This is a genomic window from Sulfurimonas sp. (assembly GCF_023229105.1).
GTDB lineage: Bacteria > Campylobacterota > Campylobacteria > Campylobacterales > Sulfurimonadaceae > Sulfurimonas.
Window position 1 is genome coordinate 1 of sequence record NZ_JALNZY010000013.1, and the last position, 21,165, is coordinate 21,165.

The 21,165-nt window shown below is 37.0% G+C and carries 16 protein-coding genes and 3 tRNA genes; 18 read left to right on the top strand and 1 reads right to left on the bottom strand.

The window, feature by feature from the left end; all coding sequences use genetic code 11:
* Window positions 1–18 precede the first annotated feature (18 nt).
* The 18 genes from M0Q17_RS03065 to M0Q17_RS03150 all read left to right on the top strand — a co-directional run bounded on the left by M0Q17_RS03065 (window position 19) and on the right by M0Q17_RS03150 (window position 20,120).
* A tRNA-Gly gene (locus tag M0Q17_RS03065) sits at window positions 19–95 on the top strand.
* A gap of 150 nt (window positions 96–245) precedes the next feature.
* Window positions 246–320 (top strand) — tRNA-Thr (locus M0Q17_RS03070).
* 90 nt (window positions 321–410) lie between these two features.
* Window positions 411–1,610: an elongation factor Tu gene (gene tuf, locus M0Q17_RS03075; protein WP_295083175.1), complete on the top strand. Its 1,200-nt coding sequence runs from the start codon at window positions 411–413 to the stop codon at window positions 1,608–1,610.
* Window positions 1,611–1,654: 44 nt separating this feature from the next.
* The gene (rpmG, locus tag M0Q17_RS03080; protein WP_137011688.1) at window positions 1,655–1,807 is read left to right on the top strand and encodes a 50S ribosomal protein L33; all 153 of its coding nucleotides are present in this window, start codon (window positions 1,655–1,657) and stop codon (window positions 1,805–1,807) included.
* Window positions 1,808–1,859: 52 nt separating this feature from the next.
* Window positions 1,860–1,936 (top strand) — tRNA-Trp (locus M0Q17_RS03085).
* 61 nt (window positions 1,937–1,997) lie between these two features.
* Window positions 1,998–2,177, top strand: a complete 180-nt coding sequence (gene secE, locus M0Q17_RS03090; RefSeq protein ID WP_295083177.1) for a preprotein translocase subunit SecE — start codon at window positions 1,998–2,000, stop codon at window positions 2,175–2,177.
* Window positions 2,178–2,186: 9 nt separating this feature from the next.
* Window positions 2,187–2,729: a transcription termination/antitermination protein NusG gene (gene nusG / locus M0Q17_RS03095; protein WP_295083179.1), complete on the top strand. Its 543-nt coding sequence runs from the start codon at window positions 2,187–2,189 to the stop codon at window positions 2,727–2,729.
* 166 nt (window positions 2,730–2,895) lie between these two features.
* Window positions 2,896–3,321, top strand: a complete 426-nt coding sequence (gene rplK / locus M0Q17_RS03100) for a 50S ribosomal protein L11 (protein WP_295083181.1) — start codon at window positions 2,896–2,898, stop codon at window positions 3,319–3,321.
* 66 nt (window positions 3,322–3,387) lie between these two features.
* Window positions 3,388–4,080 carry a 50S ribosomal protein L1 gene (gene rplA, locus M0Q17_RS03105; protein WP_295083183.1) on the top strand — a complete coding sequence of 231 codons (693 nt, stop codon included), beginning with the start codon at window positions 3,388–3,390 and terminating at the stop codon, window positions 4,078–4,080.
* Window positions 4,081–4,234: 154 nt separating this feature from the next.
* Window positions 4,235–4,714, top strand: a complete 480-nt coding sequence (rplJ, locus tag M0Q17_RS03110) for a 50S ribosomal protein L10 (protein ID WP_295083185.1) — start codon at window positions 4,235–4,237, stop codon at window positions 4,712–4,714.
* 74 nt (window positions 4,715–4,788) lie between these two features.
* Window positions 4,789–5,160, top strand: coding sequence for a 50S ribosomal protein L7/L12 (gene rplL, locus M0Q17_RS03115; protein ID WP_295083187.1), 372 nt, complete (start codon window positions 4,789–4,791; stop codon window positions 5,158–5,160).
* A 223-nt stretch (window positions 5,161–5,383) separates the two neighbouring features.
* Complete coding sequence (gene rpoB, locus M0Q17_RS03120; protein WP_295083189.1) at window positions 5,384–9,529, top strand: DNA-directed RNA polymerase subunit beta; 4,146 nt, start codon at window positions 5,384–5,386, stop codon at window positions 9,527–9,529.
* A complete protein-coding gene (gene rpoC / locus M0Q17_RS03125) occupies window positions 9,522–14,033 on the top strand; it encodes a DNA-directed RNA polymerase subunit beta' (RefSeq protein WP_295083190.1) in 4,512 nt (1,503 codons plus the stop codon). The genes rpoB and rpoC overlap by 8 nt, the downstream gene beginning before the upstream one ends.
* Window positions 14,034–14,272: 239 nt before the next feature.
* Complete coding sequence (gene rpsL / locus M0Q17_RS03130; protein WP_295083192.1) at window positions 14,273–14,653, top strand: 30S ribosomal protein S12; 381 nt, start codon at window positions 14,273–14,275, stop codon at window positions 14,651–14,653.
* Window positions 14,654–14,779: 126 nt separating this feature from the next.
* A complete protein-coding gene (gene rpsG / locus M0Q17_RS03135) occupies window positions 14,780–15,247 on the top strand; it encodes a 30S ribosomal protein S7 (RefSeq protein ID WP_295083194.1) in 468 nt (155 codons plus the stop codon).
* 11 nt (window positions 15,248–15,258) lie between these two features.
* Window positions 15,259–17,349 (top strand): elongation factor G, encoded by a 2,091-nt coding sequence (gene fusA / locus M0Q17_RS03140; protein WP_295083196.1) that lies wholly within the window; start codon window positions 15,259–15,261, stop codon window positions 17,347–17,349.
* Window positions 17,350–17,519: 170 nt separating this feature from the next.
* Window positions 17,520–17,942: a DUF1104 domain-containing protein gene (locus M0Q17_RS03145; protein WP_295083198.1), complete on the top strand. Its 423-nt coding sequence runs from the start codon at window positions 17,520–17,522 to the stop codon at window positions 17,940–17,942.
* A 141-nt stretch (window positions 17,943–18,083) separates the two neighbouring features.
* Window positions 18,084–20,120 (top strand): TonB-dependent receptor, encoded by a 2,037-nt coding sequence (locus M0Q17_RS03150; RefSeq protein ID WP_295083200.1) that lies wholly within the window; start codon window positions 18,084–18,086, stop codon window positions 20,118–20,120.
* 326 nt (window positions 20,121–20,446) lie between these two features.
* Here the strand turns inward: M0Q17_RS03150 and M0Q17_RS03155 are convergent, their stop codons facing one another.
* A complete protein-coding gene (locus M0Q17_RS03155) occupies window positions 20,447–21,160 on the bottom strand; it encodes an arginyltransferase (RefSeq protein WP_295083202.1) in 714 nt (237 codons plus the stop codon).
* Window positions 21,161–21,165 lie beyond the last annotated feature (5 nt).

Below are 21,165 nucleotides of genomic sequence, written 5' to 3' on the forward strand. Positions count from 1 at the left end.
ACCATTTCAATGGCACATGCGGGCGTAGCTCAGTTGGCTAGAGCGTCAGCCTTCCAAGCTGAGGGTCGAGGGTTCGAGTCCCTTCACCCGCTCCATTGAACATTCTGGAAGCTGAAGTACAAATTCAACCTACTTCATATTATGTTGATATATTTAATAAATGTATATATTTACATAGCTATCTACACAAAAATAACTGATATTTAAAAGAATTATGCAATTATTGCTTTGTTTACTATTACTATGCTCTCGTGGCTCAGGGGTAGAGCACTTCCTTGGTAAGGAAGAGGTCGGCGGTTCAAATCCGCTCGTGAGCTCCATAAGATAAGGTATAGATAAAGTTTAAGCAATAATTGAATAATTTTTGGGTATAATTCCATTTCTATTCACAAATTAAGTCGGAGGACACTATGGCAAAAGAAAAGTTTTCGCGTAATAAACCGCACGTAAACATTGGAACTATTGGTCACGTAGATCATGGTAAAACAACATTGACAGCTGCAATTACTGCAGTATTAGCAGTAACTAACGGTGCAAAAATGATGGATTATGATGCAATTGACAATGCTCCTGAAGAGCGTGAGCGTGGTATTACAATTGCAACTTCACACGTAGAGTATGAAACAAATAATCGTCACTATGCACACGTTGACTGCCCAGGTCACGCCGATTATGTTAAAAACATGATTACGGGTGCTGCACAAATGGATGGTGCTATTTTAGTTGTTTCTGCAGCTGATGGTCCAATGCCACAAACACGTGAGCATATTCTTCTTTCTAAGCAAGTAGGCGTTCCATACCTAGTTGTTTTCATGAATAAAGAAGATATGGTTGATGATGAAGAGTTATTAGAGTTAGTTGAGATGGAAATTCGTGAACTTCTTGACACTTATGACTTCCCAGGTGATGATACTCCAATCACGGCTGGATCAGCTCTTAGAGCTCTTGAAGAAGCAAAAACTGGCACTCTTGGACCATGGTCAGCTAAAATTCAACAACTTATGAAAACAGTTGATGAGTATATTCCTGAGCCAACTCGTGAAACTGACAAAGATTTCTTAATGCCAGTTGAGGATGTTTTCTCAATCTCTGGACGTGGAACAGTTGTTACAGGTCGTATTGAGCGTGGTATCGTTAAAATTGGTGATACTATTGAAATCGTAGGTATTCGTGATACTCAAAAAACTACTGTTACTGGTATTGAGATGTTTCGTAAAGAGATGGATCAAGGCGAAGCAGGAGATAACTGTGGTGTTCTTGTTCGTGGTATCGGTAAAGATGATGTTGAGCGTGGTCAAGTACTTTGTAAGCCAGGTACGATTAACCCTCACACTAAGTTTTCAGCTGAGATCTATGTACTAAGCAAAGAAGAGGGTGGACGTCATACTCCGTTCTTTACTAACTATCGTCCACAGTTCTATGTTCGTACTACAGACGTTACAGGTGCAATTTCATTACCAGAAGGTACTGAGATGGTTATGCCAGGTGACAACGTAAGTATTACTGTTGAGCTAATCCACCCAATCGCTATGGAAAAAGGTACTAAGTTCGCTATCCGTGAGGGTGGACGTACTGTTGGTGCTGGTGTTGTAGCTGAGATTCTTGCATAATTCGCCTTTTGGCGGTATGCAAAATCCAATAAAAGGTTAATAACATGAGAGAAGCAATACATTTAGGATGTGAAAAGTGTACTCGTCGTAACTATCACACAACCAAAAACAAAAAAACTCATACTGAAAAATTTTCAGTAAAAAAATATTGTAAGTTTTGTCGTGAGCATACTGTTCACAAAGAGATGAAACTCTAATATAGTTGCAATGAAGCTTAAGTCTTTTTGACTTAGCTTTTTGTTTTAAGATAGGCGTGTAGCTCCAACGGTTAGAGCACCGGATTCCAAATCCGGGTGTTGGGAGTTCGAATCTCTCTACGCCTGCCACATTGATTATTTGTAAAGCTATAGGGCTTTATCTGTAATTAATGACTATTAGGAAAGTTAAATGAATTTAAGTACACTTATTAAAAACGCAAAAATAGAGCTAAGTAAAGTTATTTTTCCTACAAAAGGTCAAGTAAAGCAAGCTTATATTTCAGTTGTAATAGTTGTTGCTGTTATAGCTGCCTTTTTAGCACTGATTGATTTAATTATGTCGTCGGTTATGTCAGCAATCTTAGGATAAGGAGTAGCAGTGGAGGAAAAAAAAAGTAATCATCAGTGGTACTCTATACAGACATATGGAAATGAGAGAACGGTTCGCTTAGCAATTTTAAATATAATTGAAGAGATGGGGTTACAGGACAAAATAACAGATGTTATAGTTCCTACCGAAGATGTCATAGAAGTAAAAGAGGGTAAGAAAAAAATATCTGAGAGATCTCTGTACTCAGGTTATGTTTTTGCAAGAATAGATTTAAGCACGGAGATACAGCATCTTATCCAGAGTATTCCGAAGGTGTCTGGATTTATCGGCGAGGCAAATACGCCAACACCGTTAAGCGAACATGATATCAATGTAATATTAGATCGTGTGCAAAACCGAGCGGCACCTAAGCCAAAGATATTTTTTGATAGTGGGGAGATGGTACGTATTATTGACGGACCGTTTGCAAACTTTACGGCAACTGTGGATGAGTATGATTTAGAGCACGGAACTCTAAAACTTAACGTTTCAATTTTTGGTAGAGCAACTCCGGTTGATATCTCTTATACCCAAGTTGAAAAAATAATTTAATTAGCAATAAGCTACGCTAACTTTAGATTTTTTTATAAAAGTTTAATGTTAGCGTAGTTTAAAGCGACTAGTCGCGCGAGCATTCTGCTGAAGAAAACTTAGCGTTAGCGTAGCAAACTGGACTCTGTTCAGATTGCGTTAAGTAAAATAATAAAAAGGAAAAAAGATGGCAAAAAAAATATTAGGCTATATTAAGCTACAGATTGAAGCTGGTAAAGCAACACCTGCACCTCCAGTAGGACCAGCTTTAGGACAACGTGGTGTTAACATCATGGAGTTTACTAAAGCATTTAATGAAAAGACAAAAGATAAAATGGGATTTAAAGTTCCTGTTATTATAACTGTTTATACTGATAAAAGTTTTACTTTTATCACAAAACAACCACCTGTATCAGCGCTTTTAATGAATGCAGCCGGAGTTAAAAAAGGCTCAGACAATGCACTTAAAAACAAAATCGCAAAGATTACTCGTGCACAGTTAATGGAAGTTGTAGATAGAAAAATTGAAGACTTAAATACTGATGATAAAGTGATGGCTGCCAATATTGTTGCCGGTTCTGCGCGTTCAATCGGTATAGAAGTAATAGATTAAAAAGAAAATATCATCGACCACAGTGATAGTAAATTTTGTGGCAGAATTTCATAGGAGAATTTCATAATGAGTAAAAGATATAAACAATTAATAGAAAAAATTGATGCTACAAAAAGATATAGTGTTGATGAAGCATCAGTAGAAGTTAAAAATCTAGTAAGTGCAAAATTTGACGAGACTGTTGAAGTTGCATTAAACCTAAATGTAGATCCAAGACACGCAGATCAGATGATTCGTGGTGCAATAGTTCTTCCTCATGGAACAGGTAAAACTGTTCGTGTTGCTGTTTTTGCTAAAGGTGTTAAAGCTGATGAAGCTAAAGCAGCTGGAGCAGATATCGTTGGTACTGATGATTTAGTACAACAAATCAAAGATGGAATTTTTAACTTTGATATAGTTGTAGCTGCACCTGATTGTATGGGACTTGTTGGTCAAATCGGTCGTATTTTAGGGCCAAAAGGTATGATGCCGAACCCTAAAACAGGTACTGTAACTCCAGATGTTGCAACTGCTGTTAAAAATGTTAAAGGTGGTCAAGTAAATTTCCGTGTTGATAAAAAAGGAAATATTCATGCCGGTATCGGCAAAGCAAGTTTTGATGCTGACAAACTTGCAGAAAATTTATCATCTTTTGTAAGAGCTATAAATAAGCATAAGCCCTCTTCTGCAAAAGGTCGTTATATTAAAAATGCAGCTCTTAGTTTAACTATGAGTCCTGCTATTAAACTTGATGTAATGCAATTGGCTGAAATTAAATAGATAGTAATTTTTAGTGCTTTATTCGTAAAGCACTATCAAGTTACTGCTTTAGTAACTGCATTTTATGGACTGAAGATATAGGAGCGAAAGCTTAATATGCTAATTTAAACAATTAGCAAGCCTGTTGAAGTATTGTCTGGAAAGGAGATATTCTATGACAAAAACACAAAAAGCTGAAATTATTGAAGTGCTTTCAAATGAATTTAAAGATGCTCAAAGTGTAATCTTTTGTGATTACAAAGGTTTGGGCGTTTCTAAGCTTGAAGGTTTAAGAAAAGCTGCTCGTGCAAAAGACGCGAAGGTTCAAGTTGTTAAAAACACTTTAGCAATGATTGCACTAAGCAATGCTGAACTTACGGGTGTTACGCTAAAAGATACTAATATTTTAGTATGGGGCGGTGATTCAGTTGCTACTTCTAAGATAGTTGCTGATTTTGCTAAAGACAACGATAAATTTGTAATTAAATCTGCTTATGTTGACCGTGAGCCTGCTGATGCTGCTAAAGTTGAAGCATTCGCAAAACTTCCTGGTCGCGAAGAGCTTCTTGCTATGCTTGCTGCTACTTGGATGGCACCTATTACATGTTTTACAATTGGACTTGATGCGTTAAGACAAAAAAAAGAGGAAGCATAATAGCTTCTAAAATCGTTAAAAACAGATGAAGATTTTTCTTCATTTTATAAATATAAAAAATAAGGAGCTATATTATGGCTATAACTAAAGAAGATGTATTAGAGTTTATCTCAGGACTTTCTGTATTAGAACTTTCTGAGTTAGTAAAAGAGTTTGAAGAGAAATTTGGTGTGTCTGCGCAACCTGTTGCTGTAGCTGGTGGAGCTGTAGCTGCTGGAGCTGCTGCTGAAGAGCAAACAGAATTTAATGTTATCATTACTGATTCAGGCGATAAGAAAATTAACGTAATTAAAGTTATTCGTGCTCTTACAGGTTTAGGTCTAAAAGAGGCTAAAGAAGCAAGTGAAAACTTACCGTCAACTATCAAAGAAGGCGTAGATAAAGATACAGCTATGGATGCTAAAAAGCAACTTGAAGAAGCTGGTGCAAAAGTAGAAGTTAAATAATTACTACTTAAGAGATGCTAAAGAGAGATTTTCTCTTTAGCATCTCATTTTTGGGCGCTTTTACGAGTGGATTTTTATCTCTTCGTAAAAGTGCCCTTATGTCGTTAATAAGCACTATAACCAAAGCTCTTATTTTTGAGCTAAAAAATCATCTAGGGACGCCTAGATACGATACCTTAATCTTACTGATTAAGCCTTAAATACAAACTCATCGAGGTAGCCAATGTTAAACACTTTATATTCCGGAAACCGTCTTCGTGTAGACTTCTCAAAAACTCCTCAACAGATAGAAGTACCAAACCTATTACAACTACAGCAAAGCTCATATGGCAAGTTCTTAATGCTTGATGAAAAAGATAGAGCGCAAAGCGGTGTAGAGACAGTATTTCAGTCAGTTTTTCCAATTCATGATTCTCAAAATAGATTAACAGTTGAGTATATCGGCAGTGAAGTAGGCAAGCCAAAGTACACAGTTAGAGAGTGTATGGAGCGCGGACTTACTTATGCAGTAAGCTTAAGAATGAAAACACGTCTTATTCTTTGGGACAGAGATGAAAATACAAAAGAGAAGTTAGGCGTTAAAGATATTAAAGAGCAAAGTATTTTTGTTCGTGATATTCCTTTGATGACTGATAGAACATCATTTATTATAAATGGTGTTGAGAGAGTTGTTGTAAATCAACTTCATCGTTCTCCGGGTGTAATTTTTAAAGAAGAAGAGTCAACTACTTCTGGCAACAAGCTTATCTATACAGGTCAAATAATTCCAGATCGCGGCTCATGGCTCTATTTTGAATATGATCCTAAAGATATACTTTATATGAGAATTAATAAGCGTCGTAAAGTTCCGGTAACTATTATGTTTCGTGCACTTGGATACTCTAAACAAGATATCTTGAAACTTTTTTACCCGATCCAAAACATAAGCATAGTAGATAACAAATTTTTAATGTCTTTTAATCCAAAAGACTATTCAGCAAGATTGACTTACGATTTGATTGATAAAGAGGGGAATATTCTTTTAGCTTCAGGTAAAAGACTCTCAGTTAAAAGATCGCAAAAATTTATTGAAGATGGACTTAAAGAGGTAGAATACCCTCTTGAAGTATTGCTTGACCGCTATTTGGCTAAACCAATTATTGATCCTGAGACAGGTGAAGTGCTTTTTGAAGCTATGGCTCGTATTGATGAAAACAAGCTTAAGAAAATGAGCGAAGCCGGCATAAAAAACTTTAGTATCGCAAATGATTTAGCTGATGGTGTAGATGGCTCAATAATTAATGCTTTTAATGCTGATGCGGATTCTTTAAAACTACTAAAACAGACTGAAAATATTGAAGATGAAAATGATCTCTCTGCTATTCGTATCTATAAAGTAATGAGACCGGGCGAGCCTGTAACTAAAGAAGCTGCAAAGATATTTGTAAATCAGCTTTTCTTTGATCCTGAGAGATATGACTTGACAAAAGTTGGTCGTATGAAAATGAATCATAAATTAGGGCTTAATATTCCTGAATATGTGACTGTTTTAACACATGAAGATATTATAGAATCTGTAAAATATGTTATTAAAGTTAAAAACGGTCTAGGTCATATTGATGATAGAGATCACCTAGGCAATCGTCGTATCCGTTCCATCGGAGAGCTTTTAGGAAATGAGCTACACAATGGTTTGATTAAAATGCAAAAAGCTATTCGTGATAAGCTCTCGACTATGAGCGGACCGATGAATGAGCTTATGCCACACGATTTGATTAACTCAAAGATGATTACATCAACAATTATGGAGTTTTTCTCAGGCGGACAGCTTTCACAGTTTATGGATCAAACAAATCCACTCTCAGAAGTAACGCACAAGCGCCGTTTATCAGCACTTGGTGAAGGCGGTCTCGTTAAAGAGCGTGCAGGATTTGAAGTGCGTGACGTTCACCCGACTCACTACGGTAGAATTTGTCCGATTGAGACTCCAGAGGGTCAAAATATCGGTCTTATCAATACTCTTGCAACTTACTCAAAAGTAAATGAGCATGGTTTTATTGAAGCTCCTTATAAAGTTATGAAAGATGGAAAAATTCTTAATGAGGTTGTCTATCTTACAGCAACTCAAGAAGAGGGCAAAAAGATTGCAGCAGCATCTAATAAACTTGATGAAAATGGTCAATTTATAGATAAGTTAGTAGTAACTAGAGTAGATGGTGAAATATTACATCGTCCAGCAATTGAGTGTGAATATGCCGATCTCTCATCTCATATGGTTGTTGGTGTTGCAGCATCACTCATTCCATTTTTAGAGCATAATGATGCAAACCGTGCGCTTATGGGTTCAAACATGCAACGTCAGGCAGTGCCACTTATTAAGTGTGAAGCACCGATAGTTGGAACAGGGGTAGAGAAGCTTGTTGCACGTGACTCTTGGGAGTGTATTAAAGCTAGACGTTCAGGTATTGTAGAAAAAGTAGATGGAAAGCACATTTACATTATGGGCGACGATGAAGGAGAAATCTATATAGATTACTATCCATTACAAAAAAATCTTCGCACAAACCAAAACACTGCGTTTGAGCAAAAACCGATTGTAAAGGTTGGACAGAGAGTTGAGACTAATCAAATAATTGCAGATGGTCCAAATATGGATCAAGGAGAGCTTGCTCTTGGTGTAAATGCTATGGTTGCCTTTATGCCTTGGAACGGTTATAACTTTGAGGATGCTATCGTAATCTCAGAAAGACTTATCCGTAAAGATGCATTTACTTCTGTTCATATTTACGAAAAAGAGGTTGAAGCAAGAGAGCTAAAGCATGGGGTAGAAGAGATTACTCGTGATATTCCAAATGTAAGAGACGATGAACTCTCTCACTTAGATGACAGCGGTATTGTTAAAATCGGTACAAATGTTACGGGTGGTATGATTCTAGTAGGTAAAGTTTCTCCAAAAGGTGAAGTAAAACCTACTCCAGAGGAGAGACTTCTTCGCGCAATTTTTGGCGAAAAAGCTGGACATGTAATCAACAAATCACTATATTGTCCTCCAAGCATGGAGGGTGTTGTCGTTGATGTTAAAATCTTTACAAAAAAAGGTTATGACAAGGATGCGCGCGCACTCGAACTTGAAAAAGAGGAGCGAGATTATTTAGAGCGTGAGCACTATGACAGACTTCTTATGATAGATAAAGAGGAGATGCTTCGTGTAACAAAGCTTTTAACTAGAGAGGCTCTTTTAGCAGATATTAAAATTGGAAACAGTAGCTATAAAGCGGGTGATATAATAGATGGCAAAGATTTAATTGAAGTGAATCGTTTTGCTATGAATGCTATTATAAAATCTTTTAGTGAAGAGATTCAGTCAGAATACAATAAAACGAAAAACTACTTCCAAAAAGAGAAGAGACTCTTCCGTGATGAGCATGAAGAGAAGTTAAACATCTTAGAAAAAGATGATATTTTGCCAAACGGCGTTGTAAAACAAGTAAAAATTTATATAGCAACAAAACGTCAGTTAAAAGTCGGCGATAAGATGGCAGGACGCCATGGAAATAAAGGTATCGTCTCTATTATCGTTCCAGAGGTAGATATGCCGTATATGGAAGATGGAAGAGGAGTAGATGTTTGTCTAAATCCGCTAGGTGTTCCTTCTCGTATGAATATAGGGCAAATTTTAGAGATGCACTTAGGTATGGCAGGTCGTGAGCTTGGACATCAAATAACAAAAGAGTTTGAGTCTAAACAAAAAGATTTTATCCAAAATATCCGTGCTAAAATGATTGAAATTTCTGATGTTGCGCGTATGATGAATGCAAAAGAAGTTCTTGGCAAAATGAGTGATGAGGAACTGCTTCATTACGCACGTGACTGGTCAAAGGGCGTTAGGTTTGCATCTCCGATTTTTGAAGGTGTAAATTCAGAAGAGTTCGAGAAAATTTTTAAACTTGCTAAGATGAGCACAGACGGTAAAACTGTACTTCATAACGGTCTAACCGGCGAGAAGATAAAAGAGCGCGTAAATGTCGGTTACATGTATATTCTTAAGCTTCATCACCTTGTTGATGAGAAAATTCATGCGCGCTCAACTGGACCATACTCGCTAGTAACACAACAACCTGTCGGTGGTAAAGCACTCTTTGGGGGACAAAGATTTGGAGAGATGGAAGTTTGGGCACTTGAAGCATACGGCGCTAGCGCGGTTCTAAAAGAGATGTTAACTATCAAATCTGATGATGTTGATGGACGTGTCCGTGCATATAAAGCGATTACAAAAGGTGAGTTAATTCCGGAATCGGGTATTCCTGAGACTCTATTTGTATTGACAAAAGAGTTACAAGCATTAGCTCTTGATGTAGAAATATTTGACGAGGTAGAAGATAATGAGTAAATTAGTAGCTATTGAAGTAACTGAAGATAAAAGACCGACTGATATAAAGCAGATACAGTTTCGCTTAGCTGCTCCTGATAAAATCTTATCATGGAGTCATGGGGAAGTAAAAAAACCTGAAACTATCAACTACCGTACGCTTAAGCCTGAGCGTGACGGTCTTTTTTGTGCTAAGATTTTTGGACCTGTAAGAGATTATGAGTGTCTTTGTGGCAAATATAAAAAGATGCGCTATAAAGGTGTTGTATGTGAGAAGTGTGGAGTTGAAGTAACAAGCACTAAAGTTCGCCGTGTTCGCATGGGGCACATAGAGCTTGTAACCCCTGTTGCACACATCTGGTATGTAAGCTCCCTACCTTCACGTATCGGTACCCTTTTAGGTATAAAGATGAAAGATTTAGAGCGCGTGCTTTATTATGAAGCGTATATTGTTGAATCAGGCGGGGAAGCATATTATGATGCTGAAGCAAAAACTCCTGTTTTAAAATATGATGTACTTAATGAAGAGCAGTACCGTACTTTGGTTCAAAGATTTGGTGAATTAGGCTTTAAAGCTCGTATGGGTGGGGAAGTTGTTCGTGATTTACTTGATTCTATCGACTTGGTTGATGCGTTTACTCAGCTTAAAGAGGATATTGAACTTACAAAAAGTGAAGCAAAAACAAAGACTATCGCTAAAAGACTTAAGGTTATCGAGTCATTTTTAAATTCAGGAAACAATCCTGCATGGATGATGCTAACTGTACTGCCTGTTCTTCCACCAGATTTGAGACCTCTTGTATCTTTAGATGGCGGTAAGTTTGCAGTTTCTGACGTAAATGACCTTTATCGTCGTGTTATCAACCGTAACCAAAGACTTAAGCGTCTTGTGGAGCTTGAAGCACCGGAGATTATTGTTAGAAATGAGAAGCGTATGCTTCAAGAGTCGGTTGATGCTCTCTTTGACAACGGTCGCCGTGCAAATGCAGTAAAAGGGGCTAATAAGCGTCCACTTAAATCTTTGAGTGAGATTATTAAAGGTAAGCAGGGTCGTTTTAGACAAAACTTACTCGGTAAGCGTGTTGACTTCTCAGGGCGTTCAGTAATCGTTGTAGGACCATCTTTATCAATGGATCAGTGTGGATTACCTAAAAAAATGGCACTAGAGCTGTTTAAGCCGCATTTGATTGCAAAACTTGAAGATAAAGGTTATGCAACTACAGTTAAAGCTGCAAAGAAGATGATTGAGGACAAAACAAACGAAGTTTGGGAGTGTTTAGCTGAGATAGTTGATGGATATCCTGTGCTTCTTAACCGCGCACCGACACTTCATAAACTCTCAATTCAAGCATTTCATCCTAAGCTGATTGACGGTAAAGCTATTCAGCTTCATCCGCTAGTCTGTGCTGCATTTAATGCCGATTTTGACGGTGACCAGATGGCTGTACACGTTCCACTAGGTTCGGCTGCCATTGCGGAAGCTAAAGTATTGATGATGGCATCTATGAATATTCTTCTACCAGCATCAGGAAAAGCGATTGCGACACCTTCACAAGATATGGTTCTTGGTATCTACTATATTTCATTAGAGAAAAATAGCGTAAAAGGTTCAAATAAGCTTTTCGCAAACGTTGATGAAATAAGAATAGCTATTGAGCATGATGCACTAGATATTCATGCAAAAGTTAGAACCAGAGATGAGGGCAGAATTATCCATACGACTGCGGGACGTATGCTTATTAAAGCTATTTTACCTGATTTTGTTCCATCAGAGCTTTGGAACAGAGTTATGAAGAAAAAAGCTATAAACGAACTTGTTGATTATGTTCAAAAACATGGTGGCATTGGGGTAACAGCTGGATTCTTAGACAGACTTAAAGATTTAGGTTTTAAACATGCTACAGAGTCTGGAGTTTCTATCTCTATTGATGATATTAAAATTCCTGAAGGAAAAGCAGCTAAAATTGCTGACTCAAAAAATAGAGTATTTGAGATTCAAAAGCAGTATGAAGCGGGTCTTTTAACAGAACAAGAGAGATACAATAAAATTATTGACGTTTGGACAGACACAAACAATACTCTAGCAACTCAGATGATGGAGTTGGTACAAACAGACAAGAGCGGATTTAACTCTATTTTCATGATGGCAGACTCAGGAGCTCGTGGTTCAGCTGCTCAGATTCGCCAGTTAGCTGGTATGCGTGGTCTTATGGCTAAGCCAAGCGGTGATATTATTGAAACTCCGATTATCTCTAACTTTAAAGAGGGTCTTAATGTAATCGAATACTTCATTTCAACTCACGGTGCTAGAAAAGGTCTTGCCGATACTGCACTAAAAACAGCGAATGCCGGCTACTTGACTCGTAAACTTGTAGATGTTGCACAAAATGTTAAGATTGTTGAGCATGACTGCCATACGCATGAGGGTATTGAGATTTCAGATATTAGTGATCAAAATACGCTTATAGAGTCTCTTGAAGATAGATTAAACGGCAGAGTTTTAGCAGATGATGTTATCGATCCGATAAGCAATGAGATACTTTTTGCTGAGGGAACGCTAATTGATGAAGTAAGTGCAAAAGTGATTGCAGAAGCGGGTATCAAAACAGCATATATCAGAACACCGACTACATGTAAGAGTGAAAACGGAATCTGTGCTTTATGTTACGGGGTAAACCTTGCAACAGGATATATCGTTCGTAGAGGTGAAGCTGTCGGTATTATTGCAGCGCAGTCAATCGGCGAGCCTGGTACGCAGCTTACACTTAGAACATTCCACGTTGGAGGAACAGCATCTTCGACTGCTCAAGAGAGACAAGTTATTGCCGAAAAAGAGGGTTTTATTCGTTACTATAACCTTAAAACATATGCTTCAAAAGAGGGTAAAAATATAGTAGCAAACCGCAGAAATGCAGCAGTGCTATTAGTTGAACCAAAAATCAAAGCTCCTTTTGCTGGTCGTGTTGATATTCAAACGGTTCATGATGAAGTTATTATCAGCATCTCGTCAAAAGCAGAGACAGTTCGTTACGTATTACGTAAAAATAAGATTGCTAAACCTAACGAATTGGCCGGCATCGGTGGTCAAATAGAGGGCAAATATTACTTCCCGTATGAGAGCGGTTCAGAGGTAGCAGAGTCGGAGTCTATTGTTGAGACAATTAAAGACGGTTGGAATGTTCCAAGCCGTATTCCATATGCATCAGAGATTTTAGTTGCAAATGGAGCGCCTGTAACGCAAAAGATTTTTGCAAAAGAGGAGGGAGTAGTGAAATACTTCCTGCTTAAAGGCGATTATTTAGAGAGATTTGAAGGTCTAAAAGCTGGTTATGAAGTAGTAGAAAAAGGTCTATTTGCGGCTGTTATAGATGAAAATAATCGTGAAGCAGTGCGTCACTACATTGCGCGTGGATCTGTAATCGTTGCAGAAGATGATGTGATTGTAGATTCTAAGTCGGTAATAGCTAAGCCAAAGAGTGATGAGTCAACTGTAATTGCAGAGTGGGATCCATACTCTAATCCGATTATATCTGAGACAAATGGTATTGTACATTTTGAAGATATTATCAGTGGTACGACAGTAACAGAGCAGTATGACGAGCTAACGGGTAAAACTCGTTTAATGATAAGTGATCATATTTCAACTGAGTATAAACCGACAATCGTTCTTGCAAGTGAAGATGGCGAACTTTTAAGATACCAACTTCAACCAAAAACGTCTATATATGTACAAGACGGGGCTAAGGTTAAAGTAGCAGATATCATTGCAAAAACACCAAAAGCTCTTCAAAAATCAAGCGATATTACAGGGGGTCTTCCTCGTGTTAGTGAACTCTTTGAGGGTCGTCGTCCAAAAGCAACCGCTCTAATATCTGAAATAGACGGAACAGTAGGTTTTGGTAAACCTCTTCGTGGAAAAATTAGAATTATAGTTTCCTCAGAAAATGGGATAATTAAAGAGTATTTTGTTGATAAATCTCACTCTGCAGTTGTTAATACTGGTGATTTTGTACATGCGGGAGAGAGATTGACTACAGGTATCATATCTTCACATGAACTTCTACGTATTATGGGGGTAAAAGCACTTTATAACTACCTAGTAAGTGAGGTACAGCAGGTTTACCGTTCACAAGGTGTTAATATCTCTGATAAGCATATTGAGGTAATCTTTACACAAATGCTAAGACAGATAAAAATTGTAAAATCAGGTGATACGAAGTTTATAGAGGGAGATTTAATCTCTAAAACTAAGTTTGCCCAAGAGAATGAAAAAATAATTAAACTCGGTGGGCGTCCTGCAATTGCAGAACCTTTCTTAGTAGGTATTACAAGAGCAGCTGTTTCAGCTGATAGTATTATCTCAGCTGCATCATTCCAAGATACTACTAAAGTATTGACAGAAGCGGCAGTAAGTGCTAAAGTTGATGACTTAAATGATCTTAAAGAGAATGTTATTATAGGTCGTACAATCCCTGTAGGAACAGGTATATACAAAGATCAGCAGATTGTTTTTGAGTATAACTAAAACTGATTTCTTTTGTTTTAAGTTTTAATTATGCCTCTTGCATTTATGCAAGAGGCATTGTATTTTAAAAATCTACACCGTACAATACTAAGCTACTATTACTTCTCACATAAAATTCTATATATTAATAAATACTTAAAATAAGCTAACTTTTATTATATTTTTACTATAATCACGCGTCTATAACTCCCTAAAATAGAGAGTTAAATTCTACTGGAAAAATTAAGTAAAGGAATTGTATGCCTACAATCAATCAATTGATACGTAATGAGCGTAAACGTGTGGTTAAAAAATCAAAATCACCTGCTCTTGTATCATGTCCACAGCGTCGTGGTGTTTGTACTCGTGTTTACACGACAACACCTAAAAAACCTAACTCGGCTTTGAGAAAAGTTGCAAAAGTTCGTTTAACTTCAGGTTTTGAAGTTATTTCTTATATCGGTGGTGAGGGTCATAACCTTCAAGAGCACTCAATAGTTCTTGTTCGTGGTGGTCGTATCAAAGATTTACCTGGTGTTAAGTATCACATTGTTCGTGGTGCATTAGATACTGCCGGTGTTACAGGTCGTACTGTTGCTCGTTCTAAATATGGAACTAAAAAAGCAAAAGTTAAAAAGTAAGTTTTAACTAAAAGTTAAAATAATATACGTTCAAGCGAGCACAGGGCTTTCGTCCAAAAAGTTTCTAAAGAAATTTTGGAGAAGTTTTGAGTAAATTTGAGAAAATTGAAGTAAGGAAAATTACAAATGAGAAGAAGAAAAGCTCCCGTTCGTGAAATTATGCCAGATCCAGTTTATGGAAGCAAAGTTTTAACGAAATTTATAAACAAAATCATGTTTGACGGTAAAAAATCTACAGCAGAGAAGATTATTTACAGTGCAATGGATATCATTAGCTCACGTGGCGAAAAAACAGGTATTGACACATTTAACGATGCTATTGAAAATATTAAGCCTATTATTGAAGTAAAAAGTCGCCGTGTTGGTGGTGCTACTTATCAAGTTCCAGTAGAAGTACGTCCAGTACGTCAATTGTCACTAGCTATTAGATGGTTAGTTGATGCTTCTCGTAAAAGAAACGAGAGAACAATGGCTGAGAGATTGGCAAATGAATTGATGGATGCGTCATCTGACAAAGGTAATGCATTTAAGAAAAAAGAAGATACTTATCGTATGGCTGAAGCAAATAAAGCATTTGCTCACTATCGTTGGTAATAGGATAAATTATGGCGAGATCACATAAACTAGAAGACGTAAGAAACATCGGTATTGCTGCTCACATTGATGCAGGAAAAACTACAACAACTGAGAGAATTTTATTCTATACAGGGCGTGAGCATAAAATCGGTGAGGTTCATGATGGCGCTGCTACGATGGACTGGATGGAACAAGAGCAAGAGCGCGGAATCACTATTACTTCTGCAGCTACGACTTGTGAATGGGACGGAAGACAGATTAATATTATAGATACTCCGGGCCACGTTGACTTCACTATTGAAGTTGAACGTTCAATGCGTGTTCTTGATGGCGCTGTTTCGGTTTTCTGTGCAGTTGGCGGTGTTCAGCCACAATCTGAGACTGTTTGGAGACAAAGAAATCGTTATGGCGTGCCATCTATCGTTTATGTAAATAAAATGGATAGAACAGGTGCAAACTTTTTTGAAGTTGAGAGACAGATTGAAGATAGACTAAAAGGTAATCCTGTTCCTATTCAAATCCCAATAGGACATGAAGATGCTTTCGAAGGTATTGTTGACTTAGTAAGAATGAAAGAGATGGTATGGGATAAAGATGCTGAAATGGGCTCTAACTACCATGAGCAAGAGATTCGTGCTTCTTTAGTTGATCAAGCTAATGAATACCGTGAAAAGATGATTGAGTCTATCTCTGAAGTTGATGGTAACGAGCATCTTGCTGAAAAGTACCTAGAGGGTGAAGTGTTAACTGAAGAAGAGATTATTGCAGGAATTAAAGCTGCAACAATCGGTATGCATATCGTTCCAATGGTATGTGGTACATCATTTAAAAACAAAGGCGTTCAGACACTTCTTGATGCTGTTGTTGCTTACCTTCCTGCTCCGACAGAAGTTGCTGCTATTAGCGGTACAATGATGGATGATGAAGAGGTTGAAGTTGTTGTTGACTCGTCTGATGAAGGACCATTTGCATCACTTGCATTTAAAATTATGACTGACCCATTTGTTGGTACGTTAACATTTATCCGTGTTTATCGTGGTTCACTTGAAGCCGGTTCATTCGTTCATAACTCTACAAAAGATAAAAAAGAGCGTATCGGACGTATCGTTAAGATGCATGCGGTTAAGCGTGAAGAGATTAAAGAGATTTATGCTGGTGAAATCGGTGCAGTTGTTGGTCTTAAATATACAACTACTGGGGACACTTTGTGTTCAGAATCTGAAAAAGTTATACTAGAGCGTATGGTATTCCCTGAGCCGGTTATCTCTGTTGCGGTTGAGCCAAAAACAAAAGCAGATCAAGAAAAAATGGGACTCGCACTTGCTAAACTTGCTGCGGAAGACCCATCTTTTAAAGTTCATACTGATGAGGAGACAGGGCAAACGATTATCTCAGGAATGGGAGAATTGCACCTTGAAATTCTTGTTGACCGTATGAAAAGAGAGTTTAAGGTAGAAGCTGAAGTTGGTGCGCCACAAGTTTCTTACCGCGAAACTATCAAAAAAGAAGTTGAACAAGAGTACAAATACGCTAAGCAATCTGGTGGACGCGGTGCTTTTGGTCATGTTTACCTTAGAATCAAGCCGGGCGAGGCTGGTACAGGTTTTGTATTTCACAATGAAATCAAGGGTGGGGTAATTCCAAAAGAGTATATCCCTGCAGTTGAAAAAGGTTGTGCTGAAACTATGTCTAATGGCGTTCTTGCAGGCTACCCGATGGAAGATATTGAAATTACACTTTATGATGGTTCATACCATGAAGTGGATTCAAATGAGATGGCATTTAAACTTGCTGCTTCAATGGGCTTTAAAGAGGGTTGTAGAAAAGCAAGTCCTTCAATTTTAGAGCCAATGATGAAAGTTGAAGTTGAAGTTCCAGAAGATTACATGGGTGATGTTATCGGTGACCTTAACCGTCGTCGTGGACAAATCAACGCAATGAGCGATAGAAGCGGAAACAAAATTGTTGATGCATTCGTTCCACTTGCTGAGATGTTTGGTTACTCAACTGACCTTCGTTCTGCTACTCAAGGACGTGCAACATACTCTATGGAATTTGATCACTATGAAGAAGTTCCAAAAAATGTATCTGAAGAGATTATCAAAAAGAGAAACGGTTAATCTGTTTTAAATACTGCTCTCCACTATGGAGAGTAGTATTGTCTACTGCATCTAAAAATCTAACTCCCCATTCTAAAATCAAACAAATAATTTTTTTCTACGCTAAAATAAATACAATTTCACAAACACTTCACAATAAATAGCTACTATTATAAAAATGGAGGTTTAAAATGAGAAATATAATTATAAGTGCGTTGTTGGCTGCTACTCTCTTCGCAGTTGATTATTCGGGCATGTCAATACATGAGTTAAAAAATCACAGAGGCGGTGTTGCACCTGAGGATAAACCTGCGTTTAAAGCTGCTATGAAAGCTAGAATGCAGGCACTATCGCCTGAAGAGCGAGCGATAGAAAAGGCGGAAATGCAAGCATTTAAGGCATCTATACTTTCTACAACACCAGAAAAAATCGCAGAACTAGAAGAAAAAATGCAAGCGCTTACTCCTGAGAGAAAAGATGCGCTAGAAGCAAAAATGTGTTCTTTGAGCATGGAAGAGAAGTTCGCATTGAAAACAAAAATGGTATCAATGACTTCACAAGAGATAGCTCAAAGTGCAGATGCGCTTATTAAATTAAATACAGCACAAAAATAGATAATCTTTTTAAGAGGGTGCTGAGTAATATAGCACCTTTTTTACATTATTCATTTTTTCTAATAAATAATCCTAAATTAACACATTTGTAACACTCTTTTGCAATAATAATTTAATTTTTATTATAAAAGGGAGATTAAGTTGAAAATAAATAATTTTTTAAGAATAAGCTTAATTGTATCGTCACTTCTTATGGCAAACGAGACATACGATTTAGATCAAGTGGTTGTAAGCGGCACAAAAACATACAGTAAACTTGCAGATTTACCGATGCAAATGAGTGTAATTACACAAGATGAAATTGAAAATAGCGGTGCGACAAGCATAGCTGATATTTTGATAAATGATGGCGGGATTTCCATCATGACCTCTGGTGCAAATGAACAAAGAATTAGCATACGAGGCATGAAGCCCGATGATACACTCTACCTTATGGACGGTAAAAGAATAAATGGAAGCTTCACAGATATCGGAAGACTTCCTGCAGGTATGGTAGAGAGAATAGAGATAGTAAAAGGAAGTTCTAGTTTACTCTATGGAAGTGATGCTATGGGAGGAGTCGTAAATATTATTACTAAAAAAAGCAGTGATGCTTTTGCCGGGGATGTACAAGTTACACATGCAAAAAGTAAAAATGCTTCAGATGTAAATATATTTGTAAACAAAGAAAACTTGTCAGTTAGACTTTTCTCAAGTTATTTAAAAAGAGATTCTTATGCAAAGAACAAAATAACGGATTTATTCGTAAAACAGGGAGTTAGCTTGGTTGCTCCCTCAAGTCTTACAGGACCTTTGGGAGCAACAAATCTTAAGAATTTGCCCGATACGGCAGAATTTAAAAAAGATTATCAAGAAAAATTAGAGACAAAAAGTGTGAGCGGTGGAGTTACCTATAAGTTTAACGATTACTTTAAGATAGATTTAGATTTAAGTTATCTTAAGGAGAAAAAAGAAAATGATACCATCGTGTCCTATGCCAGCAACTATAAATCAAATGGCAAAACAGTAATCGTAAATAATCTTGCCGCAGATCAGCATGATGAGAACAGAAGAGTAACTGCAAGTACAGGATTCTTATTTACGCCCTCTGAAAATCTTGACCTTGCATATACCATAGCTTATTCAAAATATGAAAAGGATAAAAAATTATATACTAGCTTTTGGGAGGAGTTAGGATATAACTCAAAAGAGGACTCAGCTTATGGGGTTGATGAGTCTGTTACAAGATATGTAAACCATGACTTACTAGGCACATATAAATTTTCAAAAGACAATAGAATTTCAATTGGTGGCGAACATAGAACAGTTAACAGGACAGCAACAGGGTATAGTGTAGATGATAGAAGATACTCAGGAGCATTTATACAGCATGAATATAGACCGATTGAGATGCTAAATTTTGTTTATGGGGCAAGATATGACAAAGACTCTAATGGCGAGAGTGCTACTTCCATGAGTTTTGGCGGGGTATATGATGTGTACAAAAATACAAAATTAAAAGCAAACTACTCGGAGGGATTTAGAAGTCCAAGTGATGAAGAGCTTTATATAAATCAAGTAACGGCTATAGGAAAACATCTATTGGGTTCTAAAGTAATTGTTCCCGGTTTAAAAGATGAGGCTTGGGAATTAATGTCTGAAACTAGTAAAACTATAGAGATAGGTATTGTCAATAGCGGTAAAATTTATAATTTAGAATTATCTGTTTTTGACACTAAAATATATGACAGAATAAGTAAAGATCCTAGCATTCTTACATACACAACCTATATAAATATTGATGAAACTCAAACCAAGGGGTATGAAATCAATTTATCACTTTATCCTATAAATGAACTTATCACAAAATTTACATATATCTCTATAGATGCCAGGGATGAATCAGACGACAGTAAGTTGCTTAGAACTCCAGAGGAACTTGCAAGCATGACAATCAGCTACTTTCCTATACCAAAACTTGAATTAAGAAGTGTTACAAAATATACAGGTAAACAAGTAGATACGGATGGAGATGTAGCAGGTTATGCTATTACAAATATAAAAGTAATGCAAAAAGATAGTTTTAAAAATATAGATTTGTTTGCCGGAGTGGACAATGTATTTGATAAAACAATTCCCGAGCAGCTCGGTGCTTTGCAAAAATCATATTACTACATTGGTGCTAAATACAAATTTTAAAACATACAAAGTATGCCTAGAGATAGATTAGGCTGCTCTGTTTTTTAAGCGAAGCAGAAAACTAACTAGCAACCTTAATAAACCAATAACTGCATAAATTGGGAATGTCCAAAGAAGCGGATGAAAATAATTTCCTTTCTCTAGCATCAAACCAGTTCTAGCAAACGGAGAGTGGAGCAGGTCTGAATGTTGTATTGTCGCTAAAATAAGCATGATAATTATAAAGTAAATGAGTTCTATTTTTATTCTTTTAATCATGGCGTAATTATATCAAGTATAATTTTAAAATTAACTCTATATGTAGGAATTATTCAAAAATCTAGGAGCTAAAGCCAGACTGATTCTTCATAGCCATTTGGTCTTCCCTCAAGTGTTAGATATGGCGTATAAGCTGCTTTATAGGACAAAGAGGGGCACTCTTTTACATAGTAGCCAAGGTAAATCCACTTTTTTTGGTTTTGTTTTGCAAGGATTATCTGCTTGAACAAGGATAGCTTTCCAAGAGAGTAGTGTGCATAGTCGGGGTCATAGTAAAAATATATAGACGAGATGCCATCTTGTAGTATGTCAATTAAATCTACTCCGATAAGTTTATCCTCGAAAAAGTATAAAACCTCGTATCCAAAATCATTATGTGCATCTACAAAAGAGTTATAGTAACTTTGTACAGATGAGGGTGAGTAGTCCCACCCTTTTTTCTCTTTCATAAAAAGATGATATTTTTCAAATAGTTCTAGATGCGATTTGCTGATTGTTGGTCTTTGGATGTAGCTTTTAATTTCTGCGGCTTTTTTTACGACTCTTCTTTGTGAGGAGGAGAATTTAAAATTTGTCACATCAATTTTTATGCTTTTGCACTCATCGCATGTAGCACATATTGGTCTAAAAAACATCTTGCCAAATCTTCTGTAGCCAAGTTCTACGAGATTTTGGCAATAAGAGGTAGAACACTCTTCTATTATCTTATAATGTGTTGTTTGATTTTTATCGGATAGATAGGAACATTTATCGCCGACTCTAAACTCTTTAAGCATATTCATACGCG

What these genes read in the sequence shown, in the direction of transcription:
- rplJ (WP_295083185.1), top strand. Translation starts at nt 4,235, where the DNA reads ATGACAAAAACACAAAAAGCTGAAATTATTGAAGTGCTTTCAAATGAA.
- secE (WP_295083177.1), top strand. Translation starts at nt 1,998, where the DNA reads ATGAATTTAAGTACACTTATTAAAAACGCAAAAATAGAGCTAAGTAAA.
- fusA (WP_295083196.1), top strand. Translation starts at nt 15,259, where the DNA reads ATGGCGAGATCACATAAACTAGAAGACGTAAGAAACATCGGTATTGCT.
- tuf (WP_295083175.1), top strand. Translation starts at nt 411, where the DNA reads ATGGCAAAAGAAAAGTTTTCGCGTAATAAACCGCACGTAAACATTGGA.
- rplL (WP_295083187.1), top strand. Translation starts at nt 4,789, where the DNA reads ATGGCTATAACTAAAGAAGATGTATTAGAGTTTATCTCAGGACTTTCT.
- rpoB (WP_295083189.1), top strand. Translation starts at nt 5,384, where the DNA reads ATGTTAAACACTTTATATTCCGGAAACCGTCTTCGTGTAGACTTCTCA.
- rpoC (WP_295083190.1), top strand. Translation starts at nt 9,522, where the DNA reads ATGAGTAAATTAGTAGCTATTGAAGTAACTGAAGATAAAAGACCGACT.
- rpsL (WP_295083192.1), top strand. Translation starts at nt 14,273, where the DNA reads ATGCCTACAATCAATCAATTGATACGTAATGAGCGTAAACGTGTGGTT.
- rplA (WP_295083183.1), top strand. Translation starts at nt 3,388, where the DNA reads ATGAGTAAAAGATATAAACAATTAATAGAAAAAATTGATGCTACAAAA.
- M0Q17_RS03155 (WP_295083202.1), bottom strand. Translation starts at nt 21,160, where the DNA reads ATGAATATGCTTAAAGAGTTTAGAGTCGGCGATAAATGTTCCTATCTA.
- M0Q17_RS03145 (WP_295083198.1), top strand. Translation starts at nt 17,520, where the DNA reads ATGAGAAATATAATTATAAGTGCGTTGTTGGCTGCTACTCTCTTCGCA.
- rpsG (WP_295083194.1), top strand. Translation starts at nt 14,780, where the DNA reads ATGAGAAGAAGAAAAGCTCCCGTTCGTGAAATTATGCCAGATCCAGTT.
- rplK (WP_295083181.1), top strand. Translation starts at nt 2,896, where the DNA reads ATGGCAAAAAAAATATTAGGCTATATTAAGCTACAGATTGAAGCTGGT.
- rpmG (WP_137011688.1), top strand. Translation starts at nt 1,655, where the DNA reads ATGAGAGAAGCAATACATTTAGGATGTGAAAAGTGTACTCGTCGTAAC.